Here is a 21,468-nt window from a genome sequence, read left to right on the forward strand (position 1 = left end):
AAATAACTCTCGCGACGCCGATGTTGCGATTTGACGCGATTGCGAGGATGCCATGAGGACGACACGACATTTGACAGCGCTGCTGCTTGCGGCCGCTCTCACCCCGTCGCCGGCCCTTGCGGCTGAGGCCCCCTGCTACCGCGGCGTCAATCTGTCCGGCGGCGAATACGGCGAGCGTGGCGGCATCTACGGCACCAACTACACCTATCCGAGCGAAGACACGATCAGCTATTTCGCCGAAAAAGGCATGACGATCATCCGGCTGCCCTTCCGCTGGGAACGGCTGCAGCCCGCACTTGGCGGGCGGCTCGACGAGGATGAACTCAAGCGGATCAAAGATACGATCGGCCTGATCCGCAAGCACGGCATGGCGGTTCTGCTCGACCCGCATAATTTCGGCTATTACGACAAGACCCAGATCGGCACGGCGCCGGCGACGGATGCCGCCTTCGGTGACTTCTGGGCAAGGCTCGCCGTCGAATTCGCCAATCAGGACGGCGTTCTCTTCGGCCTGATGAACGAACCGCACGACATCAAGGCGACGGACTGGCTGGATGCCGCCAATGCCGCGATCCGCAGCATCCGCGCCGTCGGCGCCCGTAACCTCATCCTGGTGCCGGGCACGGCATGGAGCGGCGCGGGCAGCTGGGAAAAGGATGTGATCGGCGGCGCCAACGGAACGGTGATGCTCGGCGTGCGGGACCCGCTCGACTTCTACGCCTATGAGGTCCATCAGTATCTCGACGCCGATTCCTCCGGGACCCATCCGACCTGCGAAGGTGCAGGCGCCGCGGTCGCGGCGATCAACGGCGTCACTGCCTGGCTGAAGCAGAACCACAAGCGCGGCTTTCTCGGCGAATTCGGGGCCTCCGCCGACAAGGACTGCATGAGCGGGCTGACCGAAATCTACGCCACCATGTCTGATAATAGTGACGTCTGGCTCGGCTGGTCCTATTGGGCGGCCGGCGATTGGTGGCCGGCGAACGAGCCGTTCAACGTCCAGCCGCGCAAGGGCCCTGAGCGGCCGCAGATGCAGCTTCTTGCCGAGGTGGCAAAAGCCGGTGCCGGCACTTGCTCCGCCGTCAAGCCTGCGGGGAAATGAGCATGGCGGTCGTCGATCAGAGGACAGCAACATTCACTGTAGCCGGCAACCGGCTCGATGCCGCCCGCGAGGCATCGCGCACCGATCATACAGTGCTCTGGCTCGGCCTGCTCTCCGTGCTCTATAACGGCATTCTCGCCTTCATCAACCACAACATCGTGCCGCTTTCGATGACGCATGTCGCCGCCAGCGAAGGCCTGATCATGGCGAGCGCCATCATCTATATCCTGCATAAGGGGATCTACGAGACCGATCTTCCGGCCTTCCTGTTCCTGCTGTTCACGCTCGTCGTGACCATCTATGTCAGCGTGCTAAACCGCATGCTGTTCATCGATCACTTCCGCAACGTGCTGATCATCTTCTGCTTCACCGGGCTCGGGGGCTGGAGCAATGAGAAAACGATGAAGCTCGCCTTTCGCTGGGCAAGCCTTGCCGTTATGATCTTCCTGATCTTCGAGATCGTCAGCGTGCCGTTCTACGTCAGCATCGTCCATCCGTCCGATTATTTCGCCAATACGCGCGGGCTGCTGCCGCTGAGCTATAATACGACGGGCCTCTTCCAGAACGCCCTCGGCTTTCCCGAGCGCTTCTCCTTCGGCATCATCGACCACCGTTCCTCGTCGATCTTCCTCGAGCAGGTGTCGCTCGCCAATTTCTGCGGCGTGATCGCGGTCTACCTGATTTCGATGTGGGAAAAGCTTGGGCGCTGGGACAGGCTGCTGATGATCGGCACGGCCGTGCTGATCCTGGTGACCAACGACACGCGCACGATGCTGATCTTCTGCTTTGCCTGCATCGTCGGCTATTTCGTCTTTCCGAAGATCCCGAAGAATTTCAATCTGGCGCTGATGCCACTGATCGTCGCCGCGGGCTTCCTCGTCTACGTCCTGAAACCCAACGCGACCGGCGACAACTTCACCGGCCGCATCAATCTGACGATGAAGAAGATCATGGAGCTCGATCCGCTCGCCGTCCTTGGGCTTTCGGTCGACCGGGTCGCCGAATTCGCCGACAGCGGCTATGTCTACCTTATCTACGCGGCGACGATCTTCGGCGTCATCGCCTTATGGCTGTTCGTCTGCCTCTTTCCCGCCGGGCGCACGGCGGCGCAGCGGCGCTGCGCCCATTCACTTTCTCTTTTCATTTTTCTGAATATGATGATCGGAGGAACCGCGGTCTTCTCGATGAAGATCGCCGGTCTCCTCTGGTTCGTCGTCGGATATATGCGTTTCCACGACAGCCCGCGCATCCGGCAGGGTCGTCCGGCAGATGTATTGAGTTGACCGCAGCGGGCGCCTGTCCGCGCGAGCCCTAGAACAGGATGATTTTAGGCCGGATCGGCCTAAAATCTGAATCCTGTTCTAAATCAAAGAAATAGAGCATAATGTCGTCCGGAAACCGCCCACGCTTTTCGGCATCATGCTCTGGGGAGCAAGACGCTCGATGCTTGTCCAGCTTCAATATCTGCGCGCCATCGCGGCGCTGATGGTCGTCTATTTCCACGCGGTATTGCAGCTTGCCAAGGTCAATCCCGCAGTCGACGCCACCGCCTTCGTCTATGGCGAAACCGGCGTCGACATCTTCTTCGTCTTGAGCGGCTTCGTGATGTGGCTGACGACGAGCGGACGCGCGATGAGCCCGATCGATTTCGCCCGCCGGCGCATCAAGAGGATCGTGCCGCTCTACTGGCTGGCAACGCTGTTTTCAGCGACAGTGGCGCTGGTCGCTCCATCATTGCTGAAATCGACGGTGTTCGACCTGCCGCATCTCATTGCCTCGCTGTTCTTCCTGCCATGGGCCAATCCCGCCGATCCCAGCACGATCACGCCGGTCGTCGTTCCCGGCTGGACGCTGAATTACGAAATGTTCTTCTATTTCGTCTTCGCGCTGCTATTGCCGCTACAGGAAGCTCGGCGCATCCCGGTGATGTTTGCCGTCTTTGCCGTCATCCTGATCGCCTGCCGACTGCTGCCGGAAACGACTGTGACCCGGTTCTACGGCGAACCGATCATGCTGGAGTTCCTCGCCGGTGTCGTGCTCGGCTGGCTCTATGGGCAGAAGGTGCTTCTGCCGAACCGCTGGGCTTGGGCGGCCCTTGCCATGGGCTTTGCGTTTCTCTTCATCAACGAGGCGCTGATGCCACCGGAAAGCCGGTTCTATGCCTGGGGAATCCCGGCGATCTTCATCGTCTACGGCGCGATCTCCATCGATTTTTCCAGGCTACCGCTGATCGGATGGCTGAACTATCTCGGCGACTGCTCCTACAGCATCTATATCACCCACGCCTTCACCCTGGCTTTTCTCAGGGTCGTCGCCGATCGCCTGCCGATCGGCATCCTGCAGCAGCCCGTGCTCTTCGTCATCCTCTCGCTGGTGCTCTCGTCGATCGGCGGTGCGATCATCCATGAGATTACCTCACCGCGCCGCCGGAAGGTTGCGGTGGCGAGCCGGCCGCCGGCCTAAAGCGCGTCGAAGGCGAGAATACGCATCCAAGCGGCGCTGACGGTACAGTTTTTCGCGCAACTTCTCCTAAGCTTCAGACTGAGCAATGACAGAACTTGCACAAACGTGATGGTTTATCTTGCAATTTGTCGCATGAATGAAAGTGCGCCGGCCTATTCGCGGTCCGGGCTTTGATCTAAGCACAGCGGCGGCCTTGGAGAGGGAAGAGGGAAAGACATGACAAGTTACGTATTGACGGTATCCTGCAAGTCGACGCGCGGCATCGTGGCGGCGATTTCGAGCTATCTGGCCGAAAAGGGCTGCAACATCATCGATAGTTCGCAGTTCGACGATCTCGATACCGGCAGGTTCTTCACGCGCGTCAGCTTCATCTCCGAGGAAGGCGTGCCGCTTGCCGAACTCAAGGAAGGCTTCGAGCCGATCTGCAAGCGGTTCGCCATGAATGCCGAGATCCATGACGGCAATGCCCGCATGAAGGTGCTCTTGATGGTGTCGCGCTTCGGCCATTGTCTGAACGACCTGCTTTACCGCTGGAAGATCGGCGCGCTGCCGATCGATATCGTCGGCGTCGTCTCCAACCATTTCGATTACCAGAAGGTCGTGGTCAACCATGACATTCCCTTCCACCACATCAAGGTGACGAAGGAGAACAAGCTGCAGGCCGAAGGCCAGATCATGGATATCGTCGAACAGACGGGCACCGAACTGATCGTGCTGGCGCGTTACATGCAGGTGCTTTCGGATGCGATGTGCCAGAAAATGTCCGGGAAGATCATCAACATCCACCATTCCTTCCTGCCGAGCTTCAAGGGCGCCAACCCTTACAAACAAGCCTATCAACGCGGCGTGAAGCTGATCGGGGCGACGGCGCATTACGTCACCGCCGATCTCGACGAAGGCCCGATCATCGAGCAGGATACGGCGCGCATCACCCATGCGCAGTCACCCGACGACTATGTCTCGATCGGCCGCGACGTCGAAAGCCAGGTGCTGGCGCGTGCCATCCACGCCCATATCCATCACCGCACCTTCCTAAACGGCAACCGCACCGTGGTCTTCCCGGCAAGCCCGGGCGGCTACGCCTCCGAACGCATGGGCTGAGCGCAGCCCTGCATCTCTTTTGCTGGCAAACGACAATCCCCGTTGCCTGCTAGCGGCAAGTACTTGATTATCTCGTTCAATAGGTAATCGAATCATGCTGCGGGAGGGGTGTCATGACCGACGAGGCGCTTGTTGATCGCATGGCGCTGCCGCGCCCCGACGTGACCGCCATCGACGCGGAAGAGATCCTCCTTGCTCATTACAGCCTCTCCGGCACGCTTGCCGAACTCGGCAGCCAGCAGGATCGAAACTATCGCGTCGATAGCGACAGGGGTCGTTACGTCCTGAAGATCTGCCATGCCGCCTACGAGATCCGCGAGCTCGAAGCACAGAATGCGGCGATCCATCACCTCAAAAGCAGGCAAGGTGCGCCGCGCGTTCCGAAGGTGATCGCCACCAATGACGGGCGGGAGATCGTCGTCCTTACCGTGCGCGGGCAGGGCTATCAGGCCCGGCTGCTGGAATATCTGGAAGGCCATGGGCTGACGGAGCTGACCTATCTGGCGCCGGCTTCCGTTGCAGCCCTCGGCGCGCTCTGCGCCAGGCTGGCGCAGGCGCTTGCCGATTTCGACCATCCCGGTCTCGACCGCAGCCTGCAATGGGATCTCAGACGGGCAGGTCCCGTTGCCGTGCAGCTGCTTTCGGCCATCACCGACGGTGCGGCGCGCGACCGGATCGCCAAGACCATGGTGATGGCCGTTCGCCGCATCCAGCCGTTGGCGCCGTCGCTTCGGCTGCAGGCCGTGCATCACGACGTCACCGGTGACAATGTCGTCGGCCACCGTGACGCCCGTGGCCATATCGTCCCCGACGGGGTGATCGATTTCGGCGACATCATCCGCGGCTGGCTGGTCGGCGACCTCGCCGTCACCTGTGCTTCGCTGCTGCATCAGGCAGATGGCGACCCCTTTCATATCCTGCCCGCCGTCACCGCCTATCAGGCGATCTATCCGCTGAGCGACGAGGAACTGAAGGCGCTCTGGCCGTTGATCGTCGCACGCGCGGTCATTCTCGTCGCCAGCGGCGAGCAGCAGATTTCGGTCGATCCCGACAATGACTATGTCCGCGACAATCTTGACCGCGAGCGGGCGATCTTCGATACGGCGATGTCGGTTCCCTTCGATCTCATGGAAGCAGCGATCCTCAAGGCAGCCGGCGCAGATGTGGCCGCGCCGGAACTATCGGGATGGCTGCCGTTGCTGCCCGACATCGATCCCGCCGGGATCGCCTATGTCGATCTCGGGGTACGGAGCCCGCATTTTTCCGCCGGCAATTGGCTGAATACGGACATGGACTGGCGGCTGCTTGCCCGCATGGCAACCGAAAACGGTACGGCAGCGACGCGCTACGGCGAATATCGGCTTTCCCGCGCGGGAACCGCGAAGGGACAGGCGACCTGCGCCCTGCACGTCGACATATGCCTTGCCGCAGGCAGCGCGATTGCCGCGCCCTTTGCCGGCCGCATCGGCTGGAAGGACCAGCATCTGACGCTCGCCAGCGACACCATGACCCTGCATCTCGATGGGCTCGACCTCTCGGTCGAGGATGGAGCCGAGATCGCCGCCGGCGATTCGCTCGGCACGGTTTTCGGAGAGGCGTCGTCGCTCGGTGGGCTGCGCGTCCAGCTTTGCAGCGTCGCCGGTCTCGAACCGCCGCTCTTTGCTTCACCGCGCGCGGCGGCGGCCTGGTCGGTGCTCTGCCCTTCGCCCTCACTGCTTCTCAGCCCGCAAGCGGATGCGCCGCAAGCTGAAACCGCGGAGCTCTTCGCCAGGCGGCGGGTGCATCTCGCAAGGTCGCAGAAGAATTATTATGCAGCGCCGCCGCAGATCGAGCGCGGCTGGAAGGAGCATTTGTTCGATGTCGAGGGCCGCGCCTATCTCGACATGGTCAACAACGTCACCATTCTCGGCCATGGCCATCCCAAGCTCGCGGCGGCGATCAGCGCGCAATGGCTGCGGCTCAACACGAATTCCCGCTTCCACTATGCGGCGATTACGGAATTTTCCGAACGCCTCGCCGCCCTGTCACCGGATGGGCTCGACGCGGTCTTCCTGGTCAACAGCGGCTCGGAGGCGAACGATCTGGCGCTTCGGCTGGCGCAAGCCCATAGCGGCGCGCGCAACATGCTCTGCCTGCTCGAAGCCTATCATGGGTGGTCGGCGGCAAGTGATGCCGTCTCCACCTCGATCGCCGACAATCCGCAGGCGCGGAGCACCCGGCCGGACTGGGTGCATGCCGTCATTTCACCGAATACCTATCGCGGCGCATTTCGTGGTCCCGATACCGCGGCAAACTATCTCAGCGCGGTAACGCCGGTACTGGAGGCGATCGACGCCGGCGGCAACGGCCTTGCGGGCTTCATCTGCGAATCGGTCTACGGCAATGCCGGCGGCATTCCGCTTCCGGACGGTTATCTCAGGGAAATCTATGCGCAGGTGCGCGCGCGCGGCGGCCTCTGCATCGCCGATGAGGTGCAGGTCGGCTATTCCAGGCTCGGACATTATTTCTGGGGCTTCGAACAGCAAGGGGTGGTGCCCGATATCATCACCATCGCCAAGGGCATGGGTAACGGCCATCCGCTCGGCGCCGTCATCACCACGCGGGAGATCGCGCAATCGCTGGAGACGGAGGGTACCTTCTTTTCCTCCACCGGCGGCAGCCCGGTCAGTTGCGTCGCCGGCATGACGGTGCTCGACATCATGGCCGAGGAAAAGCTGCAGGAAAATGCCCGGACGGTCGGCGATCATCTGAAGGCACGGCTCGCGGCGCTGATCGACCGCCATCCGATTGCAGGCGCCGTGCACGGCATGGGCCTCTATCTCGGCCTCGAATTCGTCCGCGACAGAACGACGCTGGAGCCGGCGACGGAAGAGACGGCTGCAATCTGCGACCGGCTTCTCGAACTCGGCGTCATCATGCAGCCGACCGGCGATCACCAAAATGTGCTGAAGATCAAACCACCGCTCTGCCTCAGCATCGAAAGTGCGGATTTCTTCGCGGACATGCTGGAGAAGGTGCTCGAAGAGGGCTGGTGATCCAGGGGTTTCGGGCATTAACCAAATCGGTCATTTCGAGGCATTTCGATTTTTAACGAAACGGGCCATTGCCTGATACAGCAAGGCTTCCTATGTCTGCCGCGGTGATCGATCGAAGTTCGATTCTGTCATGCGAATTTAACGAAGAGCTGATATGTTTCTTTCTGCAAGTTCGGGCTACGACGGAATGAATTTTTTCGGATCGTCGATATTTTGACACGTTTCGGAATATGTTTCTGACAGGCTATCGGGTAATCTCTACCAAGTTAATGGATTATAGAAGACAGCCTTCACCGGCCCCGGGCTCTACCGGGACCCCTCAAGTGCAACGCCAACACAAGGAACGAGCATGATAGACATCGATATTCTCGCCGATCTCCTTGGGCGATCTGTGCTTGGCAATGACCGTCCGGGCGCCCTCTCCCGCCCGAACTGTCGAATGTGACGTTCGTCCTCCTTTCAACGGTACCAGACAAGTCAATTCGCCATGGCTGCGCATGTCGCGCGGCAGGAGTTCTATCTATGAAGAAGCAAGTTATCGAATATGCAGGCGTTCCCGTCGGGATCGTCATTCCCGATGAAGACCGGCTGAAGTTCATCGCCGTGAAATTTCATGTCCACGACCTCGACGAGCAGCGTTTCGGCTCGCCGGACGAGGTGCGGCTGGCCATCCATGACCTGATGACCCGCCGTCATCCGAAGCCGCTTCATGCCTGAGGCATGAGGCCGCGATTAGCATTCACGGCTTTTCCCGATGTCCGACCGGTCCCGCCAAATGGGGCCGGTCTTGTTTTTTTAGGACATTACAGCGGCGCGCGTCTTTATCAGACGCGCAAAGGACGCTGTAACACTTTGAATTGCTGCATAATTTTATCCTTAAATCGATTCCGATTTAAGGAATTATGCAGTACAGTCCTACCGGCCGCCTTTCCGCATAAGGATCCGCCCTTGCCCGATCTTCTCAACCTCCTCACCGACATCGAAGGCGTTTCCGTCGGCCATGCGACCGACGTTGCGCTCGGTTCCGGCGTCACGGTCATCGTCTTCGACGAACCGGCCGTCGCATCCGGCACGGTGCTCGGCGGTGCGCCCGGCGGGCGCGACACCGGCCTGCTCGATCCGTCGATGACCATCAATGCCGTGGATGCCTTCGTGCTCTCCGGCGGCTCGGCCTTCGGGCTGGATGCCGCCGGCGGCGTGCAGGCGGGCCTGCGCGAACTCGGCCGCGGCTTTGCCGTCGGCTCGGTGCGCATTCCGATCGTGCCGCAGGCAATCCTGATGGACCTGCTGAATGGCGGCGACAAGGATTGGGGCCTTCACTCGCCCTATCGCGACATGGGGTATACGGCACTGCAGGCTGCGGCCAAGGGCACATTCGCGCTCGGTACGACAGGTGCCGGGACGGGAGCGACGACGGCCACCTTCAAGGGCGGGCTCGGCTCGGCCAGCGCCGTCAGCAGCGCCGGGCATCGCGTCGCGGCGATCGTCGCTGTCAACGCGCTGGGTTCGGCAACCATCGGCGACGGGCCGCATTTCTGGGCGGCACCTTTCGAGAAAAACGCAGAATTCGGCGGGCTCGGCATGCCTGATGTGGCCGACCATAGGATGCGGCTCAAGGGCATGAACACGCCGGCAACGACGATCGGCGCTGTCGTGACCGATGCGCAGCTGACGAAGGCCGAGGCGCACAGGCTTTCGCTCGCCGGCCATGACGGCCTTGCCCGAGCATTGCTGCCGGCGCACCTGCCGCTCGACGGCGATACCGTCTTTGCCGCTTCGACGGCCAGGCATCGAAGAGACGACATGGCAAGCCTGATGGAGCTTTGCCACCTTGCGACCATCGTCATGGCGCGGGCAATCGCCCGTGGCGTCTACGCGGCGACCGCCCTTCCGGTCGAGGGCGCGCAAAAGGCATGGCGCGACCGCTATCCGAGCAGCGGTTGATTGAATAGGGTCAGACTCTCTGAAGATCTAATATGCCGAATGGCGGAGAGACGTGAATGCAGATCCGGGCGCTGATGTATTTCGACGAGCTGGTCAGGACCAATTCGATGCGCCAGGCGGCCGAGAATCTGAATGTCGCGCCGACGGCGATCAGCCGGCAGATCGAGAACCTCGAATATCATTTCGGCGCGCCGCTCGTCGAACGCAGCGCCCGTGGCGTCAAGCTGACGGCGGCCGGCGAGCTGCTTGCCGCCCGCGCCGGCCGGACGCTGCGCGAGCTCGATCATGTGCAGCAGCTGATCGAAGACCTCAAGGGCTTGCAGCGCGGCCGCGTCAGCATCTATGCCAATGGCGCCACCGTCGCCAATCTGCTGGCGCCGGCGCTTGCCGAATTCAGCCTGAAATATCCGAAACTGCGTTTTACCGTGACGATCACCAGTGCGCGGCAGGCGATCGATGCCGTCAACAGCGCCGAGGCGGATATTGCGGTGACGCTCTTTGCGCCTCCCATGTCCGGCACCAAGGTGCGGCTGCGCTCCGAGATCGCCTATGATCTCATCGTCACGCCGCAGCATCCAGCCGCCGCGCATACCGAGATCGCGGTGCGGGAGCTCGCCGACCATGCGCTGGCGCTGCCCGACCAATCCTTCGGCTTTCGGCAGGCCTTCGACGCGTTGTTCGAGAAGGAAGGACTGAGCCTCGATCCCGTCTTCGTCACCAGCTCGCTCGAAATGCTGAAGGAACTCGTGCTCAGCGGGGCTGCGGTCACGCTGCTGCCGGCGCTCACCGTCCGCCGCGAGATCGAGGCGGGTCAGCTCCTTGCCATTCCACTGGCCGGCAAAACCGGCATCCGCACCCATGTCGATCTCTGCGTCGCGCCGGACCGGCAGCTGTCCTTCGCCGCGACGAAACTGCTCGACTTCATCGAAAGGTTCATGCGCGAGCGCACGAACCGCCGGGCCGAGACGAAAGACTGACGCTTCGAGCTTGCATTGCCCGCGGATATCAGGTGTAGCTTTTTTGGCTACACTGAGCACACAAAATCGTCATTGTGTGTGCACCGGCATAGTGTCACTCTCCTCGCAAAAGCTCGTCGTCATCGACGCACGGCCAGATAAGGGAACATGATGATCAAGCTTTCGTTTGCGCCTTCAGCGCGTTTCGCCAGGCGGCTTTCGCTCGGTGCCGCGCTTTCGGCCGGCCTGGTGATGACGGCGATGACGCCGGCCGAGGCGGCGAAGACCACGCTCAATCTCGGCATGAGCGTCGAGCCGACCGGTCTCGACCCAACGATCGCAGCACCGGTCGCAATCGGCCAGGTGACCTGGCAGAACGTGTTCGAGGGCTTGGTGACGATCGACCAGGCCGGTAAGATCCAGCCGCAGCTGGCAAAAAGCTGGGAGATCTCTCCCGATGGCCTGACCTATACGTTCAAGCTGCAGACCGGCGTCAAATTCCATGACGGCGAGGCCTTCGATGCCGCGAGCGCCAAGTTTTCGCTCGACCGCGCCCGCGGCGCCGATTCGGTCAATCCGCAGAAGCGCTTTTTCGCCTCGATCGCCTCGATCGATACGCCCGATGCCGAAACGCTGGTGCTGCATCTCTCGGCCCCGACCGGCAGCCTGATCTACTGGCTCGGCTGGCCAGCCTCGGTGATGGTCGCACCGAAGACGGCGGCCGGCGACAAGACGACGCCTGTAGGTACCGGTCCCTTCAAATTCGCCAGCTGGGCGAAGGGCGACAAGGTCGAACTGGAAAAGAATGCCGATTACTGGAACAAGGATGCGGCCGCCAAGCTCGACAAGGTGACCTTCCGCTTCATTGCCGATCCGCAGGCGCAGGCGGCAGCACTGAAATCCGGCGACCTCGATGCCTTTCCGGAATTTGCAGCACCCGAGCTGATGAGTTCGTTCGACGGCGATGCGAGGCTCGTCACCAAGATCGGCAATACCGAACTCAAGGTCGTTGCCGGCATGAACAATGCCAAGAAGCCGTTCGACGACAAGCGTGTCCGCCAGGCGCTGATGATGGCGATCGACCGCAAGACGGTGATCGACGGCGCGTGGTCCGGCCTCGGCACACCGATCGGCAGCCACTACACGCCGAACGATCCGGGTTACCAGGACATGACTGGCGTGCTGCCCTACGACGTCGAAAAGGCGAAGGCGTTGCTCACCGAAGCCGGCTACCCCAACGGCTTCACCTTCACGATCAAATCGCCACAGATGGCCTATGCGCCGCGCAGCGCCCAAGTGATACAGGCAATGTTTGCCGAGATCGGCGTGACGATGAATATCGAGCCGACTGAATTTCCGGCGAAATGGGTCCAGGACATCATGAAGGACCGCAACTTCGACATGACAATCGTCGCCCATGCCGAGCCGCTCGACATCGACATCTATGCCCGCGATCCGTATTATTTCAATTACAAGAACCCTGCTTTCAACGCGCTGATGAAGAAGGTCCAGGAGACGGCCGATCCTGCCGCGCAGAATGCGATCTATGGCGAAGCGCAGAAGATCCTCGCCGAGGACGTGCCGGCGCTCTACCTCTTCGTTATGCCGAAACTCGGCGTCTGGGACAAAAAGCTGAAGGGCCTGTGGGAGAACGAGCCGATCCCTTCCAACGTGCTGTCTGGTGTTTCCTGGGACGAGTGAGAGGGTTAGGTCAGGCGCGATGTGATGAGGTGATGGCCTTGGCGCCGGAAGCAGAACAGTCGGATATGGTCGACTCACGCGAACCTCTCGCTCCCTCATTCCTGTGCTTGTCACAGGAATCCAGTGCGCCCAAGTCTTTGGGCGCGGGAGAAGCACCTACTCATCGCATGAGAGTTATTCACGGCGCAGACGCGCCGTGGCTGGATTCCTGTGACGAGCACAGGAATGAGGGAGTGCGGGGAAGCCGCCGTTCCACATCGAAAGCGTGGCACGCATGATCCCACTCCTCGCCCGCCGCTTCGCCGGTCTCATCGTCACGCTCGTGGTCGTCTCGCTGCTGATCTTCGCCGTCATGGACCTTCTGCCCGGCGATCCCGCCTCGATCATGCTCGGCACCTCGGCAACACCGGAAACTCTTGCAGCGCTCCGTGACAGTCTCGGCCTCGACCAGCCGCTGTTGCTGCGCTACGGGCAATGGTTGGCCGGCGTGCTCTCCGGCGATCTCGGCAATTCCCTGACCTATGGCGTGCCGGTGGCAGGATTGATCGTCGAGCGGCTGGCGGTAACACTGCCGCTGGCGCTGATGGCGATCGTGCTTTCGGTGGCGATTGCCCTGCCGCTCGGCGTGCTGGCCGCCTCGCGCCGCGGCGGTATCTTCGACGTCATCGCGACGCTGTTTTCGCAGATCAGCATCGCCGTGCCCGCCTTCTGGGTGGCGCTGCTGTTGATCATCCTGTTTTCGACGATGCTCGGGCTGATGCCGGCCGGCGGCTTCCCGGGCTGGAGCTCCGGTCTGATGCCGGCATTGCAGGCGCTGGTTATGCCCGCCGTCGCGCTAGCGATGCCGCAGGCGGGCGTGTTGACGCGGGTGGCGCGCTCGGCTGTGCTTGACACGATGCACGAGGATTTTGCCCGCACCGCGGTCGCCAAAGGGCTGTCACGCAGTGCGGTGCTTTGGCGCCATATCGTGCCGAATGCGCTGATCCCGATCCTGACGATGATCGGGTTGCAATTCACCTTTCTCGTCGCCGGCGCGGTGCTGGTGGAAAACGTCTTCAACCTGCCCGGCCTCGGACGGCTCGCGCTTCAGGCGCTCTCCCAGCGCGACATCATCGTGATGCAGGATGTCGTGCTGTTCTTCGCAGGCCTGGTCATCGTGATGAATTTCATTGTCGATCTCTCTTATCTGGCGATCGATCCCAGGATGAGAAAGGCGGCCTGACGCATGGCACCGATCGCATCCACCGCAATTGCCAGCCGCCGTCGGGTCTTTATACTTAGCCGGCGAATGAATCTGATTTCAGGAGCTGTGATCATCGGCCTGCTCACCACCGTTGCGCTGCTGTCGCTCGTCTGGACGCCGCTGCCGCCGGCTAAAATGCAGATCATCCACAAATTGCAGCCGCCGCTTGCCTTCGGCCTGCTCGGCACGGACCAGTTCGGCCGCGATGTGCTTTCGATGCTGATGGCGGGCTGCTGGAATTCGCTGTCGATCGCCATCACAGCGGTTACGATCGGCGGGACGCTCGGCTCGATCGCCGGCATTTCGGCGGCGGCAATCCGCGGTCCCTTCGAAGCGCTGCTGATGCGCATTTGCGACGTCATCTTCGCGCTGCCGCCGATCCTGTCGGCCATGGTGCTCGGCGCCTTTCTCGGGCCAGGGCGGTTCACCGCGATCACCGCAATCGCCGTCTTCATGATCCCGGTCTTTGCCCGCGTCACACTCGCGACTTCGCTGCAGGCCTGGAGCCGCGACTATGTGACGGCGGCGCGCGCGATCGGCAATACGCGCCTGACCATTTCGCTGCGCCATGTGCTGCCGAATATCGCCAGCCAGATCATCGTGCATGGCGCGATTCAGCTGGGGCTGGCGATCCTGACCGAAGCGGGTCTCAGCTTCCTCGGACTCGGCATGGCGCCGCCGGCGCCGACCTGGGGCCGGATGCTTGCCGATGCGCAAACCTATCTGGCGCTCGCCCCCTGGCTGGCGATCCTGCCCGGCCTTGCCATCGCGCTCACCGTCTTCGGCTTCAACATGCTCGGCGACGGTCTGCGCGATCTGCTCGACCCGCGCGAGGCGAGCCGCTGATGTCCTCCCAAGACGAAAAGCCCGAAAGACCATGCCATGACCGAAACCGATCTTACCATCCGCGAACTCAGGCAGCGCTTCGCCGATAAAAGCCTCTCCCCTCTCGACTACTGGCTCGCCCTCGAAGACCATATCGCCGCCTGGGAGCCGTCGATTTCGGCGCTCTACCTCTACGATCCGGAATCGGCGCGCGCCCAGGCGAAAGCGTCGACGGAGCGCTGGGCGAAGGGAGAAACGTTCGGCGCCCTGGACGGCATCCCGGTGACGCTGAAGGAACTGATCGCCACGAAGGGCCAGCCGGTGCCATCAGGCACGAGGGCAGTGGAACTGAAGCCGGCAGAGGCCGACGCACCGGCCGCCGCGCGGCTGCGGGAAGACGGCGCGGTGATCTTCGCCAAGACCACCTGCCCCGATTACGGCATGCTTTCCTCCGGACTTTCGAGCTTTCATCCTCTCAGCCGCAATCCCTGGAACACCACACAGAATCCCGGCGGATCGAGTGCTGGGGCTTCCGCGGCGGCGGCGGCCGGCTACGGGCCGCTGCATATCGGCACCGATATCGGCGGCTCGGTGCGCCTTCCCGCCGGCTGGACCGGCATCTTCGGCTTCAAACCGAGCCATGGACGCATTCCGGCCGATCCCTATTATGTCGGGCGCTGCGTCGGGCCGATGGCGCGCACGGTCGAGGATGCGGCCTTTTCGATGGCGACGCTGTCACGGCCGGACTGGCGCGACGGCACCAGCCTGCCGCCGAACGATTTCAACTGGATGGATCTCGACATCGACCTGTCGGGCATGAAGATCGGGTTGATGCTCGATGCCGGCTGCGGGCTTGCGGTGGACGACGAGATCAGGGCCGCGGTCGAAACGGCGGCGAAACAATTCGAGGCGGCCGGCGCGACGATTCTATCGGTCCAGCCAGTGCTGACACGCGCGATGCTGGATGGGCTCGACAATTTCTGGCGATCCCGGCTCTGGGGCGATATCGCCGATCTCGACGACAACAGGCGCAACAGCATCCTGCCTTATATCAGGGATTGGGCGAAGGGCGGCGCCGACATCCGCGGCGTCGATGCGGTCAGAGGCTTCAACCAGACGATCGAGATGCGCAAGAGCTGCGGACGGCTGTTCACCGAGGTCGACGCCCTGCTTTCGCCGACCAATCCGATCATCTCCTATCCGGCCGAATGGGCATCTCCGACCAATGATCCGGCCCTGCCGTTCGAACATATCGGTTTCACGGTGCCGTGGAACATGTCGGAGCAGCCGGCCGCCTCGATCAATTGCGGTTTCTCCCGCTCGGGCATGCCGATCGGGTTGCAGATCGTCGGGCCGCGCTTCGACGACATGCGGGTGCTCAGACTGTCGAAGGCCTTCGAGGATTGGACGGGTGGAGTGAGATCGTGGCCGCAGCCTCCGATCGGCTGATCAGCTGATCGGGCGGCGATAGCCGGTGGGGTGCTCGTAGAGCCAACCGATGCGCTCGACCGCGGCCTCGAAATTCTCGCGCGCTACCGTCATGCTATGGCCGTTGGCGTGCAGAATGGTTTCCTGATCTTCGAAGACGGCGACATGACCCTTCCAGAATACCAGGTCGCCGCGGCGGACTTCGGAGCGAGCGATCGGCTGGCCGAGACCTGCCGCCTGCAGGTCGGCATCGCGCGGCGCGGCTCTGCCCGTCATCAGCATCGCCAGCTGGACGAGGCCGGAGCAATCGATACCGAGGCCGGAACGTCCGCCCCAGAGGTAGGGCGTTTCCAGGAAACGGGCGACGATCTCCACGTAATCGGCGCCATCGAGAGCGCCGATCGGCTGGACGTGCTTGGCAAAGATCGCCGTTCCGTCCTCGAGCACGACGTAGCGATTGCCGCGCGCTTCCGCCTCGCCGGCGACATGAACGCGGCTTCCCATCGACAGGATCGCCTGGTGGGGCTTGCGCAGTTCCGGTTCGGGATAGAGGAAGGTGCGCTGGACGGTGACGATATGGGTCGGCGCCGGGCTGCTTTCTAAGAGCGCGTCCGCCGCGACATAACCGACATAACCGTCCGAGGCCGCCTTCACCCAGCACCAGCCGTCGGCGCGATCGAAAACCGTCACATCCTCGCCGAGAAGCAGTTCCGTATCGATGCCGCGGGCAAGGTCCGGTTCAGGGCGCACGGCCAGGACAGGAACGGCGACACGCGCCGGCGCGCCTTTCACAAAGCGCAACGCCTCGACCTTGCCTTCGAGGCCGGCTTCCGCGAGATCGGGCCGGTAGGCATGTAGGCGGCGGTCGAGCATCGTCATTCGCATTCCTTTCAGATCGGCAGCAGGCGGGCCTGATCTCGGATGAGATCGCCGAGCTTTTCCAGGTAAAGCGCGCCGCCGACGGTGCGCTTGATGATCACGTTGCGCCGGTCGGCATCGTCGCGCACGCGATCGACCAGGCCCATCTCGCCCATCGTATCCAAGGCACGGGTAATGACCGGCTTGGTGACCTCAAGCGTGGCGGCAAGCCCGCGCACCGTGTGCGGCGGCGGCACCAGATAAATATGCAGCAGGATCGCCATCTGGCGCAACGTCAAATCGCGATCGTCGTGGCGGACCTGATCGAGCGCCGCGCCATGCCAGAGCCCCAGCGCCTGCGAGGCGGTCAGTTCGATCGGCACGGCCCCTCCGGAAGATCGTTACGCTAACGTTTCATTTTCCGGTAGTTGCCATGCACATGCAAGAGGCGCTGGAAATTGCCGCCCGGCAGGGTGAATAAAATTCTAACGATCGGCAGCGAGGCGCAGTGCGTGAACAGAGATCATGCGATGCGCCTCAACGCTTATTTCTGACAGGGCGTCAGCGCAAGCTTTCGCGGATATGGTGAAAGAGCGCGCGGATCGCCTGTGCCTCGCCGCCGCCCGGCGAATGTGGTCGTTCGGCTTGAGCCCAGCCGTAAATGTCGAAATGCGCCCAGCTCTTCGCCTTGCTGACGAAACGCTTAAGGAAGAGGGCTGCGGTAATCGCCCCCGCCATGCCGCCGGCGGGTGCATTGGTAAGGTCGGCGAATTTGGTGCGGATATCCTTTTCGTAGCCGGAATAGAGCGGCAGGCGCCAGATCGGATCGTCGGTTTCCAGGCTCGCTTCGGTCAGGTCATGCGCCAGATTGGCGTCATCGGTGAAGAAGGGCGGGAGATCCGGGCCAAGGGCAACGCGGGCAGCGCCGGTCAGCGTCGCCATGTCGATCAGCAGATCGGGCTCTTCCTCGTCGGCATAGGCAAGCGCATCGGCAAGGATCAAACGGCCTTCGGCGTCGGTATTGTCGATCTGGACGGTCAGGCCTTTGCGGCTCCGATAGATGTCGCCGGGCCGGAAGGCATTGGACGAGATCGCGTTTTCTACGACAGGGACGATGACGCGCAGGTCGACCTTCAGCTTGGCGTCCATGATCATCAGGGCAAGCCCCATGACATTCGCCGCCCCGCCCATGTCCTTCTTCATCAGCAGCATGGAGGCGGCAGGCTTGATGTCGAGACCGCCGGTGTCGAAGCAGACGCCCTTGCCGACGAGCGTCACCTTGCGATGGCCCTTCTTGCCCCAGCGCAACTCGAGAAGGCGCGGCGCATCGGCGCTGGCGCGGCCGACGGTATGGACCAGCGGGAAGTTCTGCTTGAGCAGATCGTCGCCCGATATAACCGATATCTCCGCCTTGTAATGTTCGGCCAGGCCACGGAAAACGGCCTCGAGCTGGTTCGGCCCCATGTCATTCGTCGGCGTATTAATCAGGTCGCGAGCGAGAAAGACGCCGGCAAGCTGGCGCTTGATGTCGGCGGCGTCGGCATCGCGGGGGATCATCAGCGTCGCCGCCGGCGATTTTTCGGATTTGTAACGGTCGAAACGGTAGCTGCCGAGCCCAAAGCCGAGGGCCAGGCGATTTGCCGTCAGCGGCGCGGTCTCAATGTGCCAGTCGCCGGCCGGCAGCGCACGGGCGAGCCTGCCGGTAATGTAAGGCTGCTCGGATGGATTGGTGCCGAGGCCGTAAAGCGCGCCGCCGAGATGCCCTTCGGCCGTCGGAATCAGCAGCAGCGACCCGCTTTCGGCCTTGTAGCCTGCCCTGCGCGCCCAATTGAGCGCGATCGGATCGATCGTGCCGGTCTCGATATGGGCAGGGGTAACGGCAAAGATCGGCAGCGTCGAACCGCCCTTCGTGTTGAAAGGAGTCGGTCTCTCGATAAACTGATAGGGGGCCATGATTGTCCTTCGGCGGTCGCAAGGAATCGTTCCTTAACGGTCTGTTAGGGTTAACAGACTATTGCTGGAGCGAAGATTACGCGTCAAACCTTTCCCTGTTCCGCTTCGAGGTCAGGCGCCGATTTCGGAATCCAGGAACGCGCCATGCCTGCCTCGCTCACCACCACAATCACGAATCGTATCCTGCAGGGCGCTGCGGCATCGCTGCTCGTCCTTGCCCTTGCCGGTTGCTCGACCACCAAGGACCGGATGACGACGGGCTCGGTGCCGAAACTCACCAAACCGGTCGAAGAAATGGACGCGACCGAGCTGCGCTCGGCGACGGACCGGCTCGGTCAGGCCTATGAAAAGAACCCGCGCGATCCCGTCACCGGCGTCAACTACGCTAATCTGCTGCGCATGAACGGCCGCGACACGCAGGCACTCGCCGTCATGCAGCAGGTGGCGATCGCCAATCCCGGCGACCGCAACGTGCTGGCCGCCTACGGCAAGGCACAGGCGGCGGCCGGCCAGTTTCAGCAGGCGCTCGACACGATCGGCCGCGCCCAGACGCCGGACCGTCCGGACTGGAAGCTGATCTCGGCCCAAGGCGCGATCCTCGACCAGATGGGCCGGGCAAGCGATGCCCGGCAGCGCTACCGCGACGCGCTCGACATCCAGCCGAACGAGCCCTCCATCCTTTCCAACCTCGGCATGTCCTACGTGCTGACCGGCGATCTGCGCACGGCCGAAACCTACCTGCGCTCCGCCGCCAGCCAACCCACAGCCGACAGCCGCGTCAGGCAGAACCTTGCCTTGGTCGTCGGTCTGCAGGGGCGTTTCCCGGAAGCCGAGCAGATCGCCCGGCGCGAACTTTCGCCGCAGCAGGCCGATGCCAATGTCGCCTATCTCAGAGGCATGCTCTCGCAGCAGAATTCCTGGCAGAAACTCGCCGCCAAGGACAAGACGCCGCAAGCAGCAGGCGACAGCAGCACCAACTGACCGAATCATGTCGTCGAAAGGCTACGCTTTCGGAGAGGTCCTGATCTTAGCGGGCGCTCAGGCCTGAAAGAATGAGACGCAAACCCAGGCCGCCCATGACTGCACCGGCGGCCCGGTCGATCCAGCCCTTGGCGGCAAGATAGAGACGCCGCGGATGGCGGGCCGAAAAGGCGAAGGCCACGATCGAATACCACCCGGCCTCCACGGCAAAGACGCCGAGCGGCAGCGCGACGATGAGATCGAGCGGCACCGTCCTCGGCAGGAGTGCCGCAAAGAGGCTGGCATAGACGATGATGGTTTTCGGGTTGCTGATCTGGGTCAGCAGCGCAGTCATGAAGCTCAATCTTAGCGCGCGGTTGCCGTTGACGGCGTCAGAGACTTCGAGCGGCTGACCGGCGCTCCTCCAGATATTGACCGCGATATAGACGAGATAGGCGCCGCCTGCGACCTTCAGCAGGACATAGAGCCATTCGAACTGAGACAGCAGCGCCGTCAGCCCGGCAAGCGCCAGCACGGCAAAAACGACACCGCCGGCGCCCATGCCGAGTGCGGCCGCAAGGCCATCCAGCCTTGAACGCGAGATAGCGATCCTGGAGACGACGACGAAGCTCGGGCCGGGGCTCATCGCGCCGACGGCCAAGGCTGCCATGATGCTGATGAAAATGCCGGCAGAAGACATCGGAAACCTCTCTCTTGGATTGAACGAGCGCCAGGGGCATTGCGGCTGCATCCGCGCGCTTGCCAATGGTCGTCCATCCCGTTTACCAGCTATGCCAGCGGCGGTCACGCGTGATTGAAGGCTGCAGATCGGATCAATGGTCTTTGAGGCAACATCGTCTTCTGCAGAAAGCGGCATCCGCTTTCCGGGGCCGGGGCAACCGTCAGAACTTGTCTGCCACCTGAATGCCGGCCGGACCGAGAATGACGGCGATCAGCACCGGCAGGAAGAACAGGATCATCGGCACCGTCAGTTTCGGCGGCAGCGCGGCCGCCTTCTTTTCCGCCTCGTTCATACGCTCGTCGCGTCCTTCCTGGGCGAGAACGCGCAACGCCTGCGCGACCGGCGTGCCGTAGCGATCGGCCTGGATCAGCGCCTGAGTTACCGAACGCACCAACTCGATCTGGGTGCGCGTGGCAAGATTTTCGAGCGCCGCGCGGCGATCCGGCAGGAAGGAGAGTTCGGCCGTGGTCAGCACCATCTCCTCGGCGAGCGCCGGCGACTGTTCGCCGAGTTCTTCCGACACACGGCGCATCGCGGCCTCGATCGAGATACCGGACTCGACGCAGATCAGCATCAGATCCAGCGCATCCGGCCAGGCACGCTTGATCGAGTGCTGGCGCTTGCCCATGCGGTTGGAGATATAGATGTTCGGTGCGTAGAAGCCGAGATAACCGACGCCGATGACGGCGAAGAGGCGGATCGGCGTGCCCTTTTCGACGAGATTGCCGAGACCGAAGACCCAGAAGGCAGCAAGCGCCAGGAAAAGGAAAGGCAGCAGAAAACGCGCCACCAGGAAGGTATTCAACGCATTCTCCGAACGGAAACCGGCGGCACGCAGCTTGTTGACCGTGTTTTCGTCGACCAGCGCCTTGCGCAGGTTGAAGCGCTCGACGATCTGACGGACCGAGCGGTTATTCTGGCTCCTGAGCGAGGCCTTGCCGGCGCCGGTTTCCGTGTTCATGCGGGCGCGTTCGCGGGCACGGATCTGCTCGCGCTCTGTGGAAACAGCCTTCATGCGCTTGTTCAGATCGCCGCGCTCGAAGAAGGGAACGGCAATCGTGTAAAAAGTGGCGAAGACGGCGATCGCGACGAGAAGGGCAATCAGCATGCTCGGATTGGTCAGCGTTGCGGCAAGATCCTGCGACATGGTGCTTCCT

At 62.3% G+C, this 21,468-nt stretch carries 18 protein-coding genes; 13 read left to right on the top strand and 5 right to left on the bottom strand.

What is annotated here, in order from left to right:
* Positions 1-52: 52 nt before the first annotated feature.
* The 12 genes from HX899_RS25825 (at position 53) to HX899_RS25880 (ending at position 15,819) form a co-directional block, all read left to right on the top strand.
* Positions 53-1,102, top strand: a complete 1,050-nt coding sequence (locus HX899_RS25825) for a glycoside hydrolase family 5 protein (protein ID WP_181293723.1) — start codon at positions 53-55, stop codon at positions 1,100-1,102.
* Positions 1,103-1,104: 2 nt separating this feature from the next.
* Positions 1,105-2,385, top strand: coding sequence for a hypothetical protein (locus HX899_RS25830; RefSeq protein ID WP_138332168.1), 1,281 nt, complete (start codon positions 1,105-1,107; stop codon positions 2,383-2,385).
* A 160-nt stretch (positions 2,386-2,545) separates the two neighbouring features.
* Positions 2,546-3,565, top strand: coding sequence for an acyltransferase (locus HX899_RS25835; protein WP_180194431.1), 1,020 nt, complete (start codon positions 2,546-2,548; stop codon positions 3,563-3,565).
* Positions 3,566-3,781: 216 nt separating this feature from the next.
* Complete coding sequence (gene purU / locus HX899_RS25840) at positions 3,782-4,666, top strand: formyltetrahydrofolate deformylase (RefSeq protein WP_181293724.1); 885 nt, start codon at positions 3,782-3,784, stop codon at positions 4,664-4,666.
* Between the two features lie 113 nt (positions 4,667-4,779).
* Positions 4,780-7,701: an aminotransferase gene (locus HX899_RS25845; RefSeq protein WP_181293725.1), complete on the top strand. Its 2,922-nt coding sequence runs from the start codon at positions 4,780-4,782 to the stop codon at positions 7,699-7,701.
* 522 nt (positions 7,702-8,223) lie between these two features.
* Positions 8,224-8,418 carry a hypothetical protein gene (locus tag HX899_RS25850; RefSeq protein WP_003544544.1) on the top strand — a complete coding sequence of 65 codons (195 nt, stop codon included), beginning with the start codon at positions 8,224-8,226 and terminating at the stop codon, positions 8,416-8,418.
* A 231-nt stretch (positions 8,419-8,649) separates the two neighbouring features.
* Positions 8,650-9,645: a P1 family peptidase gene (locus HX899_RS25855; RefSeq protein ID WP_181293726.1), complete on the top strand. Its 996-nt coding sequence runs from the start codon at positions 8,650-8,652 to the stop codon at positions 9,643-9,645.
* Positions 9,646-9,701: 56 nt separating this feature from the next.
* Entirely contained in the window at positions 9,702-10,622 is a 921-nt protein-coding gene (locus HX899_RS25860; RefSeq protein WP_181293727.1) for a LysR substrate-binding domain-containing protein, read from the top strand.
* A 150-nt stretch (positions 10,623-10,772) separates the two neighbouring features.
* Positions 10,773-12,302 (top strand): ABC transporter substrate-binding protein, encoded by a 1,530-nt coding sequence (locus tag HX899_RS25865; RefSeq protein ID WP_181293728.1) that lies wholly within the window; start codon positions 10,773-10,775, stop codon positions 12,300-12,302.
* Positions 12,303-12,576: 274 nt separating this feature from the next.
* Entirely contained in the window at positions 12,577-13,524 is a 948-nt protein-coding gene (locus HX899_RS25870; RefSeq protein WP_138332160.1) for an ABC transporter permease, read from the top strand.
* 3 nt (positions 13,525-13,527) lie between these two features.
* Complete coding sequence (locus HX899_RS25875; protein WP_138332159.1) at positions 13,528-14,391, top strand: ABC transporter permease; 864 nt, start codon at positions 13,528-13,530, stop codon at positions 14,389-14,391.
* Between the two features lie 36 nt (positions 14,392-14,427).
* Positions 14,428-15,819, top strand: a complete 1,392-nt coding sequence (locus HX899_RS25880; protein WP_181293729.1) for an amidase — start codon at positions 14,428-14,430, stop codon at positions 15,817-15,819.
* On the opposite strand, the gene HX899_RS25885 is transcribed toward HX899_RS25880, so the two are convergent.
* The 3 genes from HX899_RS25885 to HX899_RS25895 form a co-directional block, all read right to left on the bottom strand.
* Positions 15,820-16,677, bottom strand: a complete 858-nt coding sequence (locus tag HX899_RS25885; protein WP_181293730.1) for an NlpC/P60 family protein — start codon at positions 16,675-16,677, stop codon at positions 15,820-15,822. It lies immediately after the preceding gene.
* Positions 16,678-16,688: 11 nt separating this feature from the next.
* Entirely contained in the window at positions 16,689-17,039 is a 351-nt protein-coding gene (locus HX899_RS25890) for a MarR family winged helix-turn-helix transcriptional regulator (RefSeq protein ID WP_181293731.1), read from the bottom strand.
* A 178-nt stretch (positions 17,040-17,217) separates the two neighbouring features.
* The gene (locus HX899_RS25895) at positions 17,218-18,609 is read right to left on the bottom strand and encodes a M17 family metallopeptidase (protein WP_138332156.1); all 1,392 of its coding nucleotides are present in this window, start codon (positions 18,607-18,609) and stop codon (positions 17,218-17,220) included.
* A 144-nt stretch (positions 18,610-18,753) separates the two neighbouring features.
* Here HX899_RS25895 and HX899_RS25900 point away from each other — a divergent pair, with 144 nt between their 5' ends.
* Positions 18,754-19,590, top strand: coding sequence for a tetratricopeptide repeat protein (locus HX899_RS25900; protein WP_181293732.1), 837 nt, complete (start codon positions 18,754-18,756; stop codon positions 19,588-19,590).
* Between the two features lie 46 nt (positions 19,591-19,636).
* On the opposite strand, the gene HX899_RS25905 is transcribed toward HX899_RS25900, so the two are convergent.
* Both HX899_RS25905 and HX899_RS25910 read right to left on the bottom strand, forming a co-directional pair.
* Positions 19,637-20,269 carry a LysE family translocator gene (locus HX899_RS25905; RefSeq protein ID WP_138332154.1) on the bottom strand — a complete coding sequence of 211 codons (633 nt, stop codon included), beginning with the start codon at positions 20,267-20,269 and terminating at the stop codon, positions 19,637-19,639.
* Between the two features lie 202 nt (positions 20,270-20,471).
* Positions 20,472-21,458 carry a type II secretion system F family protein gene (locus HX899_RS25910; protein ID WP_181293733.1) on the bottom strand — a complete coding sequence of 329 codons (987 nt, stop codon included), beginning with the start codon at positions 21,456-21,458 and terminating at the stop codon, positions 20,472-20,474.
* Positions 21,459-21,468 lie beyond the last annotated feature (10 nt).

Origin of the sequence: Rhizobium sp. WYCCWR 11146 (assembly GCF_013591995.1) — a bacterium.
In the GTDB taxonomy this organism is placed as follows: domain Bacteria; phylum Pseudomonadota; class Alphaproteobacteria; order Rhizobiales; family Rhizobiaceae; genus Rhizobium; species Rhizobium indicum.

Excerpts from the sequence above, each read along its gene's own strand:
- HX899_RS25850 (WP_003544544.1), top strand. The coding sequence starts at position 8,224 with ATGAAGAAGCAAGTTATCGAATATGCAGGCGTTCCCGTCGGGATCGTC.
- HX899_RS25900 (WP_181293732.1), top strand. The coding sequence starts at position 18,754 with ATGCCTGCCTCGCTCACCACCACAATCACGAATCGTATCCTGCAGGGC.
- HX899_RS25875 (WP_138332159.1), top strand. The coding sequence starts at position 13,528 with ATGGCACCGATCGCATCCACCGCAATTGCCAGCCGCCGTCGGGTCTTT.
- HX899_RS25825 (WP_181293723.1), top strand. The coding sequence starts at position 53 with ATGAGGACGACACGACATTTGACAGCGCTGCTGCTTGCGGCCGCTCTC.
- HX899_RS25880 (WP_181293729.1), top strand. The coding sequence starts at position 14,428 with ATGACCGAAACCGATCTTACCATCCGCGAACTCAGGCAGCGCTTCGCC.
- purU (WP_181293724.1), top strand. The coding sequence starts at position 3,782 with ATGACAAGTTACGTATTGACGGTATCCTGCAAGTCGACGCGCGGCATC.
- HX899_RS25910 (WP_181293733.1), bottom strand. The coding sequence starts at position 21,458 with ATGTCGCAGGATCTTGCCGCAACGCTGACCAATCCGAGCATGCTGATT.
- HX899_RS25865 (WP_181293728.1), top strand. The coding sequence starts at position 10,773 with ATGATCAAGCTTTCGTTTGCGCCTTCAGCGCGTTTCGCCAGGCGGCTT.
- HX899_RS25860 (WP_181293727.1), top strand. The coding sequence starts at position 9,702 with ATGCAGATCCGGGCGCTGATGTATTTCGACGAGCTGGTCAGGACCAAT.
- HX899_RS25835 (WP_180194431.1), top strand. The coding sequence starts at position 2,546 with ATGCTTGTCCAGCTTCAATATCTGCGCGCCATCGCGGCGCTGATGGTC.
- HX899_RS25870 (WP_138332160.1), top strand. The coding sequence starts at position 12,577 with ATGATCCCACTCCTCGCCCGCCGCTTCGCCGGTCTCATCGTCACGCTC.
- HX899_RS25905 (WP_138332154.1), bottom strand. The coding sequence starts at position 20,269 with ATGTCTTCTGCCGGCATTTTCATCAGCATCATGGCAGCCTTGGCCGTC.
- HX899_RS25885 (WP_181293730.1), bottom strand. The coding sequence starts at position 16,677 with ATGACGATGCTCGACCGCCGCCTACATGCCTACCGGCCCGATCTCGCG.
- HX899_RS25845 (WP_181293725.1), top strand. The coding sequence starts at position 4,780 with ATGACCGACGAGGCGCTTGTTGATCGCATGGCGCTGCCGCGCCCCGAC.
- HX899_RS25830 (WP_138332168.1), top strand. The coding sequence starts at position 1,105 with ATGGCGGTCGTCGATCAGAGGACAGCAACATTCACTGTAGCCGGCAAC.
- HX899_RS25895 (WP_138332156.1), bottom strand. The coding sequence starts at position 18,609 with ATGGCCCCCTATCAGTTTATCGAGAGACCGACTCCTTTCAACACGAAG.